Genomic DNA, 17,083 nt, shown 5'->3' with positions numbered 1-17,083 from the left:
GCCGTTCGCGGCTGCGCAGCTGCTGTTCCAGTGCCGCCGGTGACAACGGCGCCACTTCCTCAGCCAGCAGCTTGAACCCTTCGTCCTGCTGCTGCACTTTGGCGCGCACGACGAGCAGTTCACCTTTCCCGACATGCTGCTGGCTGCGCCGCCATACTTCGGGAAAGAGAACCACTTCACAGCGTTCGATCTGGTCTTCCAGCTCCATGAACGCCATAGCCTTACCCTGTTTCGTCGTAATCGACTTCACAGACACAACCATCCCGGCTGCCACGGCCATCGTATCGTCAGCCGCTTCCGTCAGCTCCATAATGCGATCTGCGCCGCTGGATTCAAGCACATCTTCATAGTCATCTAATGGATGACCAGATAGATACAAACCTAACAGCTCACGTTCCAACTCCAATTGCTGACTCCCGGAATAAGGCGGAATTTGAGGATATTCAATCTCCCAGTTCGGCGTCTCGACAAAATCAAACAATTGAATTTGCAGATCCTCGCGTTCTTTGCGCCATTTCAAAGCCGCTTCCACAGTCTCATCCAGCATGGCAAGTAATTGGGCACGGTGCCCAGGCAATGTGTCAAAGGCTCCCGCCTGAATAAGCGATTCAATTACACGTTTGTTGCATACCCGCAAATCGACGCGACGACAAAAATCGAGCAAACTGTCGAACGGTCTTTCCTGCCGTACAATCATAATACTTTCCATCGCCTGGGTGCCTACATTTTTCACCGCAGCCAGACCGAAACGTATCGCCCCGGTTGCTGTATCTGCATCAGAGTTCTGATTCGACAATCCATCTTTCTCCTGTACAGCAGACATTTCATGCTGTTCAGAATGCGAGGACTCCTCTTCCCCAGTTCCATGCAGACGTTCTGCTGTAGAAACAGTCACTACGCCCGAATTAATCCGATCCTCGGACTGCTCTGGCACAGCCGTCGCTGCCTGCCACTCATAGGCACTACCGTCTTCGTCTGGTGAGGGACCCGGGTCATCTGGTAGAGGTGCTTCACCGTACTCCGCTTGTCCGGAATAATGATCATCAACATGTATGGCATGTTCCATCGTAGAACTTGCTGTACCGTCCTCCCCATGTTCTCCCTCTAAACGTTGGGTTTCCGCCGCTTGTCCAGCCTTTGTTCTGTTGGATGATGCAAGTACAGGTGTAAACAGAATGCCGCTCTCATTCACATCTGGTGGAAGTACTTCAATATCCATGCGACGGCATTCCACAACGTACTCCGCTACTTTGCGGTGACTGCCCATAACGGCTGTTAACATCGATGCCATAAAATGAATGGGATAATGTGCTTTCAGATAAGCCGTCTGGAAAGCAAGCACGCCATACGCAGCGGCATGAGCACGCGGGAAACCGTAGTTGGCAAACTTGACGATCATGTCATAGACCAGGTCTGCCTCCGCTTCACTGTATCCTTGCTTAAGACTGCCCTGGACAAAATGTCCACGTTCGAGATCCAGTACTTCCCGTTTCTTCTTGGAAACCGCTCTACGGAGCAAATCCGCTTCGCCGAGAGAGAAGCCCGCCATCCGGGAAGCAATCTGCATAATTTGTTCCTGATATACAATGATGCCGTACGTATCCTTGAGGATGGACTCCAGATCCGCATGCGGGTAATCCACTTCGATCTGTCCATGTTTGCCCTGAATGTATTTGGAGATGAATTCCATTGGGCCCGGACGATACAAGGCCAGCACGGAAATAATATCTTCAAATACACTTGGCTTCAGCTCCTTCAGGACACGACGCACTCCTGCGGATTCGAGCTGGAATATCCCCATCGTGTCGCCTCGACCAAGCATCTCATATGTGAGTGCGTCGTCATCCGGAATATGACGAAAATCCGGAATTTCGCCATTTTCCCCAATCCAGCGCAGACAGCGTTCAATAATTGAAAGGGTACGCAGACCGAGGAAGTCCATTTTGAGCAGTCCAATAGCCTCCAGGTTTCCCATGGAATATTGCGTTAAGGCCGTTCCCTCACTGCCCTCCTGAAGCGGAACAGCATCCGTCAGCGGATCACGGGAGATGACAACCCCCGCCGCATGTGTGGAAGCATGACGAGGCATACCTTCCACCTTCATGGCCATATCGAGCAATTCACGTGTTTTCGGCTTGGTCTCATACAAAGCCTTTAGTTCAGGGGTGGCTTCCATTGCCCGCTGAATGTTAATACCAAGCTGTGCAGGAATCAGCTTCGCTGCCTTGTCCACCTCGCCGTAAGGCACATTCAGTGCACGTCCGACGTCCCGAACGGCTGCACGGGCAGCCATCGTACCAAAGGTAATGATCTGGGCGACATGGGCTTTGCCATATTTTTTCGCCACATATTCAATGACTTCGTCCCTACGTTCATCGCTGAAGTCGATATCAATATCCGGCATGGAGATCCGTTCCGGATTCAAAAACCGCTCGAAGAGCAGGTTATACTTCATGGGATCAACGTCTGTAATACGCAAGGTATAGGCAACCAGACTACCTGCCGAGGAGCCACGTCCCGGTCCGGTAACAATTCCCTGCTGGTGAGAATAGGCGATAAAATCCCACACGATCAGAAAATAATCCGAGAATCCCATACTGTCTATAACCCGGAGCTCATAATCCAGCCGCTGTTCAAGTGCGGCTCTGAGCTCCGAGTCCGTCCAACGTGATGATTCACTATAGCGCTCTTCCATTCCCTCTTCGCACAACTGACGCAGATAGGTAGAAGGACTTTTCCCTTCAGGAAGCGGTCTGTACTCCGGCAAAATGGATTTGCCGAATTCGAGCTGCAACTCACATGACTCCGCGATGCGAACCGTATTCGCCAAAGCCTCGGGCACATGTGGGAACAAACGCGCCATTTCTTGTTCACTCTTGAGATAGAGCTGATTGGTTCCAATGCGCAGCCGATTCTCGTCATCTACCGTTTTCCCTGTTCCGATGCAGATCAACACATCCTGAAGCTCAGCGTCCTCTTCGGACAGATAATGCGCATCATTAGTCGCCACCAATGGAATATCCAGTTCTGCTGCCAGACGAATCAGCTGAGGGTTCACTCTTTTTTGCTCAGATAGCCCATGATCCTGCAGTTCCAGATAGAAATCGGCACCAAAAATATTTTTGTAACGCAGCGCCGCACGCTTTGCCTCTTCCTCTCGTCCATGCAGCAGATGCTGGGGAACCTCGCCTCCCAGACATGCACTTAAACAGATGATACCCTCGTGATGGGCAGCCAGACTCTCCATATCAATACGTGGTTTGTAATGGAAGCCTTCCAAATGTCCGATGGAGCATAGTTTCATCAGATTTTGATAACCCGTCATATTTTTGGCTAGTAAAATCAGATGATGGATCGGCTGATCCTTGCGGCTTCCCCGCTCTTTGCGAGACCCGGCAGTCATATAAGCCTCACATCCAATGATCGGCTTAATTCCCCGCTCGACGCATGCTTTATAGAAAGGAATAGCACCATACATTACACCGTGGTCGGTCAATGCCAGCGTAGTCATTCCGAGATCCGCGGCCTTATTCACGAGATCCGGTATACGCGCAGCGCCGTCCAGCAAACTATATTCACTGTGAACGTGCAAATGCACAAAAGAACTCATGTTTTTTTCTTCCTTTCGCCATGGACAGTCGCATCAACCTTTTTGCATCAGGTTACTGCACTGTCTTCTTCTATCCGTATTTTTCATCCTTCGGTTCAGACCGAAAGTCGTTTTCTGTATTCATGTAAAATGCTCTATTAATGAAATGAATGAAATATAAGGATTCATCCTAATGGAGCGCGTTTTATTATTCTATTTTATCATAACGTTCGGGGGCACGCCCATACAATAGAAGTACAAGCCGCTCCCCCTGTTACGGACCGAAGACAGGAGGTGTGCTGCTGGGTCTGAAAGGGGTGTTGCCGGATGAGCACATTTTTGTCCAAAGCTATTCTTGATTTCTTCATTGCGTTTGGGATCGTGCTGGGCGGCGCGATGATTGGAGGTATAGGAGCGGTGGTCTCTCTCCAGCCTCCGACACAGACGATGCTTGATGTCGCTGGGAAAATTAAAATTTGGGCGCTCGCAGCGGCCGTTGGCGGTACAATCGATCCGATGCGGGTGATCGAAAGCAACGTGCTGGACGGCAATCTGTCTCCGGCAGTCAAACAAATTTTGTACTTGATATCCGCCTTTATGGGCGCACATATGGGTACTGAACTGGTGAAATGGGTTTGCGGTGGAGGACGGGGTTAGCATGACTCCAGGACAGCGCCCATGAGAATCCCGCCTTTTTCACGTTACCGCCCGCTTATGCGCATGACTGCTGTCTTTGTTCTGGGAATGATCGCCGGTTGTGTCGTGTACAACGGTGTATTTCACCTGAGTTACAACGAGTTGTGGCTCAACAATCAGGAGTTGCAGCTTCAGCTGCATCAGAATGAGGAGGATATTAAAACGCTGAAAAAATACAGTAAACGCCAAACCGTCATCAAGGAAATCAAGGTCCGTGCAGAAGACTCTGACAAAGGTCCGGACGAGGCCTCCCTAAAAGTGATGTTGCAGAAACTGGGGGATGAACTTGAGGTGCTCCGGGGTCGCGACGTCTTCAATATCGATGAGTACAGCAAAATGACGCGGATTATGCTGAACCAAAAAGTGTATACGGTCAGAGAAAAGGAATATACCGTCCAGGTGAAAACGATGCTGGTGATGGAAGGTGTGCTGCAAGTTTGGGTACAGATTCGGATGCACGTTCCGGCTTAGGAAATGGATGACAGCCCCGGAAAAAAACTGCCCTTGCCCTCTGCCTGCATGGTACAATAAGGGCAGTAAATGCTTTCCAGAAAAGGAGCTGCGTCTTTGTGTTCATCGATGTACTCAAATATGCCCTAATCGCCATCTTTGCCCTGGCCATGGTCTGTTCAGCTCTGAACAGCATTCGTTCGCGCAGGACCACTGATCCCATCGCCATAGGTCTTTATCGCTCATGGACCAACATCTGGATGGGTAGCATGCTGATTATTCTTTCCCTCATCCTGATGTTTGTGTTTACCGGTTCTACGCTATCCGTTGTTGTGGAAGCGCTATTTCTGATTATGGGAGCGTACAATCTGTTCGCCGGATTACGTAACCGCAGTTACTATGCCCGTCTTCAGCAGCATGCAGACGGTGGAACTGGCAAGACATCCGGACAATCTGCCTGATGCACTTAGCACGATGTCATTGCTTTTTGCCAAAAAGAGAGTATCCTCATCTATCGAACAAGCCTGAACCACGTCGATTTCGGGGTACAGTTCGCTCTTTCGATAAGAGGATACTCTCTTTTTCTAGGCATGGTCAATGGATTGCAGGGTCATTACCGCTTTGCATACAACATTCCCATCACGGGAAATGACAATATCCATTTTGCAGGTCCGACGACTTGTCTCCAGAATAATGGGACGAACCAGAATCTGATCTTCAATCTGTACCGGACGAACAAAATACGTTGTTACATTATCCACGACATGGTCGTTTCCTGTAACATCCCAGGCTGCGCGCCGTCCCGCCTGTGTCATCACATTCAGCAGAACGCCTTCCGAGATGGTACCAAGGTCTGTCGCCATCTGCGGAATGATGAATCCGTGGAAAAACAATTCGTTCTGCTCTCCGCGCTCTTCCGCAAACCCGTTCCAGATCAGATGATCAAACGTCTCTCCAAGCTGTGGCTGCTTCTGTGCATCACGCATCGCCTGCAATACTTCCTTACGTGTGACGGATGCAATCAGTTTACGGTTCCGATCTACAATCGGCAGGAAGTCAATGCCTTCCCACGTCATGATCTGTGCAGCCGAAGCCAGTGAGGTTTGCAGCGAAGCTGTGATCGGGCGGCGTACGACACACTTCTCAATACTCTGATCCTCTTTTAACTCACTCACATCTTTCAGACTGACAATACCGATAACCCGGTTCCATTCATCTACTACCGGGAAGCGATGCTCTCCCGTTTCGGAAACCAGCAGATGAAAATCCGCGGCTGAACTGGTCACCTTTAGCACCTGAAGGCGGGGTTTCTGACCGATAATATCCTCTACCAACATAATCTTTTTCTTAATCAGTCGATCAAAGATCGCACGGTTAATCATTGAAGCCACTGTGAACGTATCATGTCGGGAGGAAATAATGGGCAGACCCAACTCATCAGCCATCACTCTCACTTCACGGCTTGTACCGAAGCCACCTGTAATTAATACACCGCGCCCTGTTCGAGTGCGAGGGAATGTGCATTGTCCCGGTTACCAACAATCAACAGGCTTCCCGCGTCAATGTATCGGGCCATGGCCTGCTCTTTCATCGCACCGATCACGTACTTGTGAAGCGGTTTGGCTAGACCGTCACTTCCACCCAGCACATGACCTTCGACGATGGTTACCACATCGGCAAAAGTCAGCTGCTCGGTCATACCGCGAGGTCTTTTCTCGATCCGCACTGTTCCAATTCGTTCCTTGGTCACGACCAGGCCGAAGTTCTCTGCCTCTTTTACCGCACGATATGCTGTTCCTTCGCTTACCCCCAGCTCCCGCGCCAGTCCGCGCACCGATATTTTACTGCCTACCTTCAGTTGTTCAATATGTTGAAGCAATTGTTCGTGCTTCGTCACGTTTTCTTCCTGTCCGTCCATCTGTACCACCCCCGAAGATGCATCTGTACTATTCTGTATCTATTATAACACGACCTTAGGAAAATAACCCCATTCTACGTACCTTTCTCCTAAAGAACCTCGCTACATGGATCTGAATAATCGGAGCAGCAAATTACGGGCATAAAAAAAGACCGGTTCCTTTTATGCCAAAGGGAATCCGGCCTTACTTAGACAGATAGAACCATCTCTATTACCATGTCGTATGTGATCCAAACCTTATACAGATTTGCTCTGCTCCTGCTTGTCCACCAGTTTCATCTCCCACTGCCGCAGCTTTGCCCGTCGAACAGCTTCCAGTGCACGCTTCTTCTCTTCATCCACACCAAGAATAAAATGCAGATGTGCACCAATGATTAATAACGAGAACAGCACCCATACGATGCCAAAAATATTAACCCAGTCCATTCCACCAGCAAAGGAAATCCGCGGCAACGCAATAACCAGCATCGACAACGCGATAACCAGATAGATCACATGTTTTGCTTTCTTTAACCTTTTCACCATTCACAGCTCCTTCGTTCTTGATCGACTCTATATGTCTAGTCTATGAACGATAAGGAGCTAATATGAGAGGTTCAGGCAAAAAAACGGGACAAGGTTTAAGTTTAGGCTTCAGCGCCACCGTACAGATGACCCAGGCTGTCTGCAATAATTTTGTTCACGTCTTCGATAATGACACTCAGGCGACGTTCAGCGTCAAACAGACGACGGATATTCAGGTTCAGGCTCAATACTTCGAACAGTTTCTCCATTTTCTCCATTTCGTCCGGTGCAGGCATATCCCCACTCATCATACGTTGTTGCAATTCCATCTGTTGATCACGAAAATTATCCAGCATAGCCTTTGCTTCCGGGTCTACTTCGATCAGCTTCATCGCAGAAGTTATTTCTTCCACCTCGCTACTTTCTCTCAGTGCTTTGGCCAAATCATTGGCTTTGTCATAAATGTTCACTATAATTCCTCCTCAAATTGGGTTGTTCTTCTGTTATTCATTCGTATTCATTCGCATTCTCATCGCAACGTTCACCCGTGTTAATACACGTATTTCACTTCCGTCAAACAAAGGTTGCGGAAACATGCCATCCATTACCTACCGAGCATCAAATGCATTTAATCCAAATGGGTCAATCACCAAGGGTTATATGTCCTCATATGATGAAGCACATGCCATGTTCAGATGCCGTTCAACTTCGAGATCAGACATCAAGTTGCCGCCCGGAAGGAGATCCGTGATGTCCACTAAAAAAGTAACGATTCAGGTTACCGGCTCGGGCATCCTGCAGGACGACGTCATCATGCTCGGTGAAGGGCTGCTCAAGGCGCTTAAAATCCCTTCGGGAAGGCCGCTTCAGCTGCAATTCGGCTCTTTCCGCCGTGAAGTTACTGTCATCCCTGTTCCCAGGTATGACGGTCTGCGCATCAATCAGACGGTAGCCAGCAAGACCGGCCTTGTTTCCCGTTCGGTCCTGAGCATATCTTATCGTTCAACCAGCCGTACTTTGCGTCTTGGACCCTACATCAGTGTATTGGTCAGCCAGGATTACCCCGATCAGCCCGATCGGCCCTTTGGCTCCATCACGATGTTCTGTCAAGAACTGGTGAACGCCTGCCGGAAGAAGGGCGCCTATGTATCCTTTTTCACACCGGAGGATATTGGAGCGGTAACGGGTTATATGAAAGGCTGGGTGTATGATGACGGCTGGAAAAAGACCGTTCTGCCTATAGCAGACGTCGTCAATAACCGGCTGACGTCCCGTAAGCTTGAGAACAAACCTAGCGTACAGCATTTTATGAAAGAAGTAAAATCGCTCTACGGTACACAAACCTTCAACGAAAAGTTTCTGGACAAAAATGAAGTATTCGATGCCTTGAAGTCCATTTCAACACTGAAGAGGGTACTACCCGAATCCCATTTGCTCAAAGCTTCCGCCACACTCAAAACGATGTGCAATCGATATCCGGTTGTCTTTCTGAAGCCTGTTCGCGGGTCGCTTGGCAAAGGTATCATCCGGGTCTCTCGTCAAAGCGACGGCAGCTTCCTCACCCTCGCTACAAGCGTTGGGGGGACCCGAAAACAAACGTATGCTTCTCTGGATAAACTGTATGCCAGTCTGTCTGGGAAAATGAAAACAACGCGCTACCAGATCCAACAGGGTCTTTCCCTGATTGATAACAGCGGCAGACCCGTAGACTTCCGTGCGCTTGTGCAAAAAAACCGTACGGGCAAATGGAGTGTCACTTCCATCGTCGCACGTATTGCAGGCGGCAGTCACTATGTATCCAACCTGGCACGAGGTGGAAGTCTCAGCACCGTCAAGGAAGCTGTAGCCAAAACCCAATTATCCTCATCAGCCAAAGCTTCTGCGTATGCAGGATTGCATACGGCGGCGCTGGATATCGCCAAAGGCATTGAAGGTGCCATCCCCGCCCATTTCGGTGAACTCGGCATCGACCTTGCCTTGGACACCAGCGGAAGGGTCTGGCTGCTTGAAGTAAACTCCAAACCATCCAAGAACGATAATACGCCACTTAGCGAGAGCAAAATCCGGCCTTCGGTCAAAGCGATGCTGGAATACTCCACCTATCTGGCCGGATTCTGAAGAGTCATCCATTAGAGGAGGTGCAGCGGCATGTTCCTGCAACATCAGACAAACACACTAGCCATCCTGGTTCGGGCAACAGAAGGCTCGCCTCCTTTCGTGGATGAACTCTTCTGTCGTCGTCTCAGTTTGGAAAGCGACCGTTACGGCCTAAATATCATTGTGCTGGCCGTAGCGAATAACCCCAGCGTATCTCGGCTCACACAGGGCTATGTATTTGACAGAGGAGAATGGAACATCGTGCCTCTTCCTGCTGTGGACCTAATCATGGACCGCTGTCTGCTCCCACTTCCCAGAACATTCAAACAGCAGCTTCAGCAGCTAGTTTCCTCAGGCAACGGACACCACGGTCGTTACTGGTCTGCTTCCTTGCCTGGTAAATGGAAGGTATATCGCGCCTTGTCTACTGATATAAGACTGCGTGCTCTTCTTGCGCCTACGACACTTCTTCAGTCGGATACCCGATGGGAGAAATGGCTGGAGCGCTGGCCGAAAGGCATTTTCTTCAAACCTGTATCGGGCACCCATGGTAAAGATACGTTTCGCCTTTATCGCGAAGATCACCACACCTCCTGGATTATGGAGGGCAGAAATACTCGCAATGAATTGATTCACCGTACATTTGAGCATCGCCAGGATGTCTCTGCCTGGCTGGATTCACACAAGGCCGGTAAAAAGATGATCTTACAGCCGTACCTGGAACTGAGTCATCACGGACGACCATTCGACATTAGGGCCTTGATGCAAAAAAATGGGCAAGGACGCTGGTCTCTAACCGGATGTATGGTACGGGAAGGGCCGGCTGGCTCACTCACTTCCAATTTGCATGGAGGGGGAAAGGCGTACCCTGTGCATCCTTATCTGCTGGAACGATATGGGAGCAAGCAAACCAGCACTCTACTGGAGAAGATCAGGCAGGCTGCTGCCCGCATCCCTACCCTGTTGGAAAGCCAATTTGGCAGACTGGCCGAACTGGGTCTTGATTTCGGAGCAGATGTTCAGGGTCGCCTCTGGCTGATCGAAGTGAATTCGAGACCGGGACGTTCCTCATTCGCAGAGGCGGGTGACCCCCGTATGCACAGTCTGACCTACACCCAGCCGCTTGCCTATGCCCGTTATTTGCTGCAACAACATGTTCTCACGGACGTGAAGCGTCCAATGAAAATGCCGAATACATCCAGCACAGCTGGCCTGAAACCCATCCCGATTCACGGCGGTTGAGGCACGCAGCGCCCCGCTGCCATGGAGCCGAAGGATCTTTTCAGGATAGGAGGATAAATCATGAGTTTGACCTTTTGCAATCTGCATTTCACACAGCAACCGGATAAAGTGGTTTATGTATCCAACGCATTAATGAAAAGCCTAAATCTAACCGGCAAAAAAACGATTCATCTGCGGTTTGGCCGTGACCGGGTGCCCGCAACCATCAAACCGATCAAAAAGGCTGGCAAACATCTCTATCTCGCTTCTGGCATACGCAATCTGATGAACGTTCCGAAACGGGGCAGCATCTACCTCCGCAACTTGCAGAACGATGAAGTCCAGTTGGGTCCACTGATCGGGGTGCTGTCTGACGGACCTTCGTCTGGCTCCAATCCGTTTGGTTCCCGTACCGGTTTTATCAAACAACTGCTCCGCGAAGGAAGCCGTAAATCCTATATTTATGCGTTCACTCCAAGAGATATCAACTGGCAGAACGAAACGGTGTCCGGTTTTTTCCTTAATGACAATGGAAGCTTCAGTCGGAAAACGGTACCTCTTCCAGACGTCGTGTATAACCGATTACCCAGCCGTCGCTCTGACTTCTCACCAGCGATCAATCAGCTTCGGGAGCGATTCGTTCGGCGCAAAATTCCTTTCTTCAATTGGAGTTTCTTCAACAAGTCGGATATTTATAAACTGCTGGAGAACGACCCGGCAGCAGGACGCTATATACCTGAGTCCATCACCAACCCGACGGTAGAGCAAATGAAAGAAATGCTGGAACGCCATCAGTTTGTCTATTACAAACCAACAGCGGGAAGTCTGGGCAACGGTATCTATCGATTGACCTACTCTCCCAAACGTGGATATTTTGCCCGATATCGCAAAAAAAGCGGCAACGCACTTCTGCGCTTCGGCTCATTTAACAGCCTGATGCGCATGCTTCAAGGCAGACATGGCAAACAACTTCGCGGTTATGTTGTTCAACAAGGCATCCGGCTTATTGAGATTGACGAATGCCCCATTGATTTTCGTTTTCACATGCACAAGAATGGCAACAATCAATGGGTCGTCGTTGGAATCGGCGCCAAAAAAGCTGGTCGCGGCAGTGTAACCACACATATCAAAAACGGCGGCTCCCTGATGACACCTGAGCAGGCACTCAAACGAAACTTTGGTGACCGCTCTGGAGAAGTGCTTCAGCATGCCAAATCTGTCGCTATTACACTGGCCCAGGCGATTGAAACCCAGCACCAGCATCTGATTGGTGAGATTGGCTTTGATCTGGGCATTGATCAGGAGGAACATGTATGGATGTTCGAAGCGAACGCCAAACCCGGCCGCTCCATTTTCCGTCACCCTTCGCTGCGGCTGGAAGGAAAATCATCGGTGGAGCACATCCTGGAACATTGCCTGTATTTGAGCAAATTCCGGAAGAAAGACGGCATTTGATGAGCTTGCAGGATGATTTTAGACCCGTTATTGCTATCCTGACCATGCATGATGATCAACGGATGTTCAGAGGAAACCATCAAAACTTCCTGGATATTGTGCAGACGGGCGAAAATATGGGATATGTGGTGTACGTCGTGACTGTAAGAGATTTAAACGTGAGCGGCCCCACCGTAAAAGGATACACGTACAACAATGGGAGTGGGAGATGGACTTCACAGTCCTTCCCCCTTCCCCATGTACTCTACAATCGGATTCCCAACCGGGAAGATGAACGCAAATCTTCAGTACAGCGAAAAATTGAAGAATGCATGCATTCTGGAATCGAACTGTATAACCCGTTTTTTTTCAATAAATGGAATCTGTTCGAATGGCTTAAGAAATCCAAATCCACCCAGCAGCTGGTCCCCCATACTCGCCGGATGCGAACAGCAACTGCTCTCGGGACGGTGCTGCGATCACATCCCTACCTATATCTGAAACCAGAGAGCGGCAAGGCCGGCAAAGGCATCATGATGCTCAAGTTCCAGGAAAAAGAACGTCTTCCTTACCGACTTAAAATACAGAGTACCCGAAAAAGCACCACGTACAAAGCAGCAACCCTTTCCAAGTTATGGGCAAGAATTCGCAAGGAGACCGGTCACACGCCCTATATCATGCAACAGGGTATTGAGCTGGCGTCATCTCACAAGCGCCCATTCGATCTCAGGGTACTCGTGCAGAAAAACGGCAAGGGACAGTGGAGCGTAACCGGTGTTGGCGCCCGTCTCGCTGGCTACCGAAGCATTACCACCCACGTTCCGCGTGGAGGTACGGTGGAGGACCCGGAGAAGCTGCTCACCGATCTCTTCGGGGAAGAAATGTCGAATACACTGATGAAGCGGGTGAAGTCCACTTCATTGTTGATCGCGAGACAAGTGGAACGAGGCTCAGGGCATACGCTCGGTGAGATGTCCATGGACCTGGGCGTTGACGATCTGGGCGAGATCTGGTTCTTTGAAGCGAATGCAAAGCCGATGAAGTTCGATGAACCGCAGATTCGGCGGAAGTCACTGGAACGTATTTTTCAGTACAGCGCCTACCTTGCCCGTCAGTCCAAACGATGATGAACAGGAATAACAGCAAAAGAAGGTGATTGTTTGTGTCCTCACCTGTTCTGGGCATTATGACGTTGTACTTAAATGAACATCGCGCTCTGGAAGAACGGAGCATATACCGCAGAATGATCCTTGAAGGGCGCAAGCGGGGACTCGATATATATGTGTTCACACCTGCCGATGTACATCCAGGAGGCAAACAGATTGAGGCCATGGTCTTTCATTCGGGAAAAGGCTGGTCCCGGGAATGGCGTTCATTCCCGGATATCATCTTCGACCGCTGCCGCATACAGCGCAATCGCAGATTCCAGCAGCTGCTTGCCTTTCGGCAAAGGTATGGTCACTTGCTCTTTCTCAACCGCCCATTGCGTAATAAGTGGACCATCCATCAGACACTCTCGGCGAAATCAGCCTTTCGTGAGCATTTGCCCGACACTTTTCTGTATCAGGATATGTCCGACGTCAATCGAATGCTGAAGGCCTCCTCCCTGCTCTACCTGAAGCCCATTAATGGAACCGGAGGGCGCGGAATTCTCCGCATCGAACGCAGTGGCAGCGAGGCCAATACAGTTCTCGTACAGGGACGGGACCAGAAGCGGCGGATCATCACCCCGCGTAAAGTCCATCTGTCACGCTTGGGTTCACTTCTCCAGAACTGGAATATGAAAGACAAATATCTGGTTCAACAGGGGATTCAACTCCAGCTTCCGAATGGCCGTGTTCATGATTATCGAATGCTGGTCCAGAAGAACGGCGAAGGACAGTGGGAATTGACCGGATGTGCCGGACGGATGGGTGCGGAGAAAAGTGTTACCTCTAATCTGCATGGTGGTGGTCAGGCCATAGCGATGCACAAACTGATGAAACAATGGATCACGGATGAGAAGCAGCGAACAGAAATTTACGCAACGGCCGAGAAATTCGGGATTGATGTAGCTACGTTTCTGGAAAACACCTATGGCAACTTGTGTGAATTGGCTCTCGATTTGGCGATTGACAAGAGCGGGCACATCTATCTGCTTGAAGTGAATCCGAAGCCTGCGCGTGAGGTGTTTGCCCGCATTGGTGAGAATGATATCTATTCCAAAGCGATCACCCAACCATTGGAGTACGCCTTGTGGGTGTACCGCAATCATGCAAATACAATTCGTCCCCCTCGGGGGGTGAAGGTAACTAAACCGGTCAAACGCGTAAAAGGTAAATCCGCCACCCTCAAAAGAACCAGAGGATCCCGGTGATGACCGTCAGACTTCATTGGTAGTGAACCAAATCCTCCTTGAACTAAAAAACCGACCACTCCAATGTCCGAATGGACTAGGGGTGGTCGGTTTTTTGGGTTTTGTTCTACTCGGCTTCCCGATACAAACGAAGCAGTTCCGTAAAATCAGAGATCAGTACATCTGATCCTGCCAGTTCTTCGTCCCGTCCGAACCCTGCATAGGCACAGCCGATAACGGTCTGGTTATTCATTTTGCCTGCCTCCACATCCGAAGAGCGATCCCCTACCATCCATGCATCCTGAATCCGATGCTTCTCAAGCAGGATCTGAACCAAGTTAACTTTGGAAGCGGTCTTGTACTGTCCAGCACTATACACGCCTTCAAAGAGCGGCATGATCTCATGGGCAAAGGCCACGCCTTTGACATAGTCCTCCAGCCCGTTGCTGGCGACAAACAACCGCACACCCTGTTCTTTCAACGCTTTCAGCGTCTCTTTTACTTGTGGGTACAGCTGCGAGCTTCCCCCATCCAACCCTTCAATCTCCAACTGAAGCAGCAATTCGTCTGCACGTCGATGGGCCGCAACTGAAGCTTCGGGCATAACCACTTTCCATATATCCTCTAGCAACATCCCCAGGCTTCCCAGCATTCGTTCTTCAGGAGGAGTCTCTCCCTCAAAATGCCCTTCGGCCCGCAATGTATCAAACAGCTGATGATAGGCTGGCAACAACAGAGTTTCCGTCTGAAACAAAGTACCATCCATATCAAAAATCATTGCTTCCGGTTTACGCAATACCGTCTCTTTTGTCATGTCCAATGTTCCTTTCGGATTGGGATATGTATTCGGAATCGTTCCCCTTCCATGATAAACATAAACGTTTGGCAGTGTAAACCGCGCAATGTAAAACATCTGTATCGTCAACGCCATACAATATCCACAAACATTATACATAAATCATTCAAACTATGTACATTAATAATTTCTTTAAGTATAATACTGAAAAAATAGTTCTTTAGACACCACACCTAAAGAACTAAAAAAATCTATCATTCAAGTTTATTCGACAAATACATATACCCCAAGGAGAGGCATAACAAACATGAAAAAGCACAGGACCTTCAAAATTTTTTATAAGATTGGTTTGGGCTATTTGCTCGTACTCGCGGTGCTCGCTGGCTCTATTTTATTGATTCAAAACAGTATCAGCCAGTTGCAACGAGAACTGGACTTTCTGGTGGATCACGATATGAAGGTACATGATCTAACCTATGAGATTGAAAATATTATGGTGAACATGGAGACAGGACAACGAGGTTATGTAATTACAGGACAAGAAAACTACCTGGACCCTTATAACACAGGCGTTCAACAGAAGAATATACTCAAGGATCAGCTTGCGGTGCTTGTCTCGGATAACCCGGCACAGCAGGCACTTCTTGAAGAAATCTCAGCTAAAATGGATGACTGGATTCAAATCGCTGGCGAACCGGTTATTGCGCTTCGAAAAGCGAATGATATGGCGGCGATAAGGCAATTTTTTGTGGAGGACCCCGGCAAGAAGGATATGGATGAGATTCGCGGTTTATTGAATACATTTCGCACCAATGAGCTGGCGTTGACTGAAAATCGCACCGAAGCGCTGAAGCAAAAGAACAAAATTTTGAATTGGGAGCTTTACGGAGCGCTTATCGTTGTGGCCTTGATCTCGATCTTTGCAGCCTTGATTCTATCCCGTTCCATTGTAAAAAACATCCGAACAGTAATCCGCGCGCTGAATGACATCGGCTCCTCCAATGGCGATCTGACACTGCGCATTGCCACGCCGATGAAGGATGAAACGCGGGAACTTGCGGAGGCAGCCAATACGATGCTCCTTGGTTTGCAGCAGATGATGCTGGACGTCCAAAGCAACGCTACCACCCTGAACGCCGCATCTGACCGGCTGGATAAAGGCGTGTCCGACAGTCATCTGGCTGGAAAAGAGGTTGCCGCAGCCATGGAACGTGTGGCCGAAGGCGCAGATGAGCAAGTTGCACTTACACAGACGATGGTTGCCGCCATGGAACAATCCCTGACCGGACTCAACCGGGTTGCTGGCTCCGCATCGGAGGCTGCTGAACGCGCTGTACGCACAGAGTCCATTGCAGTCGATGGACAGCAGCGAATTAATAATGCGGTTGGCAAAATGGGGACCATCGAACAATCCTTCCTGTCTGTTCAGGGAGCCATTCATGAAATATCCAAAATGTCCGATCAGGTCATCAACATTGCCGATTCCATGTCAGGCATTGCAAGACAAACGAATCTACTCGCGCTCAATGCCGGAATTGAAGCGGCGCGTGCAGGGGAGAATGGACGCGGATTCGCTGTAGTCGCTGGCGAAATTCGGAATCTGGCAGATCAAAGCGCCACCTCTGCCAAAGAAATTACAAGCATTCTGGAGACGGTCGTAGCTGGTATACAGAGCACCGTTCATGAAGTCGAAGGCAGTACACAGCATGTCAGCGAAGGCTTACAGACGATTGAAGACGCGGGCCAAGCCTTTGCGAATATTACGCAGCACATTCAAGACCTCAGCGCTGAGATGCTGGATGTATCCGCTGTGGTTGAAGAGCTCACCACAGGCAGCGAAGCAGTAATGACATCCATTAACGAAGTATCAGCCGTTGTAGAGGACACCGCATCTGCCACGGAGGAAGTATCGGCTATGACCGAGGAGCAGCTTGCGTCGTTACAGGAAATGGCGGATACGTCCAAGCAATTGAACGAAATGTCAGATGCGCTTGATCAATTGGTTAACCGATTCAAGCTGTCCTGACCCTATTGATCAGTCCC

At 49.7% G+C, this 17,083-nt stretch carries 13 protein-coding genes and 1 pseudogene; 9 read left to right on the top strand and 5 right to left on the bottom strand.

Annotated features, from left to right (window positions below):
• Nucleotides 1-3,610: DNA polymerase III subunit alpha (locus A6049_RS09060; protein WP_095206023.1), on the bottom strand; the 3,610-nt coding region annotated here is incomplete at its 3' end.
• A 306-nt stretch (nucleotides 3,611-3,916) separates the two neighbouring features.
• Between A6049_RS09060 and A6049_RS09055 the strand changes: the two genes are divergently transcribed.
• The 3 genes from A6049_RS09055 (at nucleotide 3,917) to A6049_RS09045 (ending at nucleotide 5,196) form a co-directional block, all read left to right on the top strand.
• Nucleotides 3,917-4,246: a YtrH family sporulation protein gene (locus A6049_RS09055; protein ID WP_024629128.1), complete on the top strand. Its 330-nt coding sequence runs from the start codon at nucleotides 3,917-3,919 to the stop codon at nucleotides 4,244-4,246.
• Nucleotides 4,247-4,267: 21 nt separating this feature from the next.
• Complete coding sequence (locus A6049_RS09050) at nucleotides 4,268-4,756, top strand: sporulation membrane protein YtrI (protein WP_063564310.1); 489 nt, start codon at nucleotides 4,268-4,270, stop codon at nucleotides 4,754-4,756.
• A gap of 98 nt (nucleotides 4,757-4,854) precedes the next feature.
• Nucleotides 4,855-5,196 carry a YtpI family protein gene (locus A6049_RS09045; protein ID WP_179132321.1) on the top strand — a complete coding sequence of 114 codons (342 nt, stop codon included), beginning with the start codon at nucleotides 4,855-4,857 and terminating at the stop codon, nucleotides 5,194-5,196.
• A gap of 123 nt (nucleotides 5,197-5,319) precedes the next feature.
• Here A6049_RS09045 and A6049_RS09040 read toward each other — a convergent pair.
• From A6049_RS09040 to A6049_RS09030, 3 genes and pseudogenes are all read right to left on the bottom strand, one after another.
• Nucleotides 5,320-6,653 (bottom strand): annotated as a pseudogene (locus tag A6049_RS09040) (DRTGG domain-containing protein).
• A gap of 237 nt (nucleotides 6,654-6,890) precedes the next feature.
• Nucleotides 6,891-7,178, bottom strand: coding sequence for a hypothetical protein (locus tag A6049_RS09035; protein ID WP_063564309.1), 288 nt, complete (start codon nucleotides 7,176-7,178; stop codon nucleotides 6,891-6,893).
• 101 nt (nucleotides 7,179-7,279) lie between these two features.
• Entirely contained in the window at nucleotides 7,280-7,627 is a 348-nt protein-coding gene (locus A6049_RS09030) for a YlbF/YmcA family competence regulator (protein ID WP_024629123.1), read from the bottom strand.
• Nucleotides 7,628-7,907: 280 nt separating this feature from the next.
• On the opposite strand from A6049_RS09030, the gene A6049_RS09025 reads away from it, so the two are divergent.
• From A6049_RS09025 to A6049_RS09005, 5 genes are read left to right on the top strand one after another with little or no spacing between them, the layout of a single operon-like run.
• Nucleotides 7,908-9,275, top strand: coding sequence for a YheC/YheD family endospore coat-associated protein (locus tag A6049_RS09025; protein ID WP_063564308.1), 1,368 nt, complete (start codon nucleotides 7,908-7,910; stop codon nucleotides 9,273-9,275).
• 30 nt (nucleotides 9,276-9,305) lie between these two features.
• Complete coding sequence (locus tag A6049_RS09020; RefSeq protein ID WP_063564307.1) at nucleotides 9,306-10,496, top strand: YheC/YheD family endospore coat-associated protein; 1,191 nt, start codon at nucleotides 9,306-9,308, stop codon at nucleotides 10,494-10,496.
• 60 nt (nucleotides 10,497-10,556) lie between these two features.
• The gene (locus A6049_RS09015) at nucleotides 10,557-11,930 is read left to right on the top strand and encodes a YheC/YheD family endospore coat-associated protein (protein WP_063564306.1); all 1,374 of its coding nucleotides are present in this window, start codon (nucleotides 10,557-10,559) and stop codon (nucleotides 11,928-11,930) included.
• The gene (locus A6049_RS09010) at nucleotides 11,930-13,036 is read left to right on the top strand and encodes a YheC/YheD family endospore coat-associated protein (protein ID WP_063564305.1); all 1,107 of its coding nucleotides are present in this window, start codon (nucleotides 11,930-11,932) and stop codon (nucleotides 13,034-13,036) included. Before A6049_RS09015 ends, A6049_RS09010 begins: the two co-directional genes overlap by 1 nt.
• Nucleotides 13,037-13,071: 35 nt before the next feature.
• Nucleotides 13,072-14,265 (top strand): YheC/YheD family endospore coat-associated protein, encoded by a 1,194-nt coding sequence (locus tag A6049_RS09005; RefSeq protein WP_063564304.1) that lies wholly within the window; start codon nucleotides 13,072-13,074, stop codon nucleotides 14,263-14,265.
• A gap of 106 nt (nucleotides 14,266-14,371) precedes the next feature.
• On the opposite strand, the gene A6049_RS09000 is transcribed toward A6049_RS09005, so the two are convergent.
• Complete coding sequence (locus tag A6049_RS09000; protein WP_063564342.1) at nucleotides 14,372-15,058, bottom strand: HAD hydrolase-like protein; 687 nt, start codon at nucleotides 15,056-15,058, stop codon at nucleotides 14,372-14,374.
• Between the two features lie 289 nt (nucleotides 15,059-15,347).
• Between A6049_RS09000 and A6049_RS08995 the strand changes: the two genes are divergently transcribed.
• A complete protein-coding gene (locus A6049_RS08995) occupies nucleotides 15,348-17,066 on the top strand; it encodes a methyl-accepting chemotaxis protein (protein ID WP_063564303.1) in 1,719 nt (572 codons plus the stop codon).
• Nucleotides 17,067-17,083: the final 17 nt, after the last annotated feature.

Origin of the sequence: Paenibacillus sp. O199 (genome assembly GCF_001636635.1) — a bacterium.
In the GTDB taxonomy this organism is placed as follows: domain Bacteria; phylum Bacillota; class Bacilli; order Paenibacillales; family Paenibacillaceae; genus Paenibacillus; species Paenibacillus marchantiae.
The sequence above is the reverse complement of the archived record's forward strand: the minus strand, read 5'-3'. Positions and strand labels throughout refer to the sequence as shown.

Excerpts from the sequence above, each read along its gene's own strand:
- A6049_RS09055 (WP_024629128.1), top strand. The coding sequence starts at position 3,917 with ATGAGCACATTTTTGTCCAAAGCTATTCTTGATTTCTTCATTGCGTTT.
- A6049_RS09050 (WP_063564310.1), top strand. The coding sequence starts at position 4,268 with ATGAGAATCCCGCCTTTTTCACGTTACCGCCCGCTTATGCGCATGACT.
- A6049_RS09035 (WP_063564309.1), bottom strand. The coding sequence starts at position 7,178 with ATGGTGAAAAGGTTAAAGAAAGCAAAACATGTGATCTATCTGGTTATC.
- A6049_RS09025 (WP_063564308.1), top strand. The coding sequence starts at position 7,908 with ATGTCCACTAAAAAAGTAACGATTCAGGTTACCGGCTCGGGCATCCTG.
- A6049_RS09020 (WP_063564307.1), top strand. The coding sequence starts at position 9,306 with ATGTTCCTGCAACATCAGACAAACACACTAGCCATCCTGGTTCGGGCA.
- A6049_RS09015 (WP_063564306.1), top strand. The coding sequence starts at position 10,557 with ATGAGTTTGACCTTTTGCAATCTGCATTTCACACAGCAACCGGATAAA.
- A6049_RS09010 (WP_063564305.1), top strand. The coding sequence starts at position 11,930 with ATGAGCTTGCAGGATGATTTTAGACCCGTTATTGCTATCCTGACCATG.
- A6049_RS09000 (WP_063564342.1), bottom strand. The coding sequence starts at position 15,058 with ATGACAAAAGAGACGGTATTGCGTAAACCGGAAGCAATGATTTTTGAT.
- A6049_RS08995 (WP_063564303.1), top strand. The coding sequence starts at position 15,348 with ATGAAAAAGCACAGGACCTTCAAAATTTTTTATAAGATTGGTTTGGGC.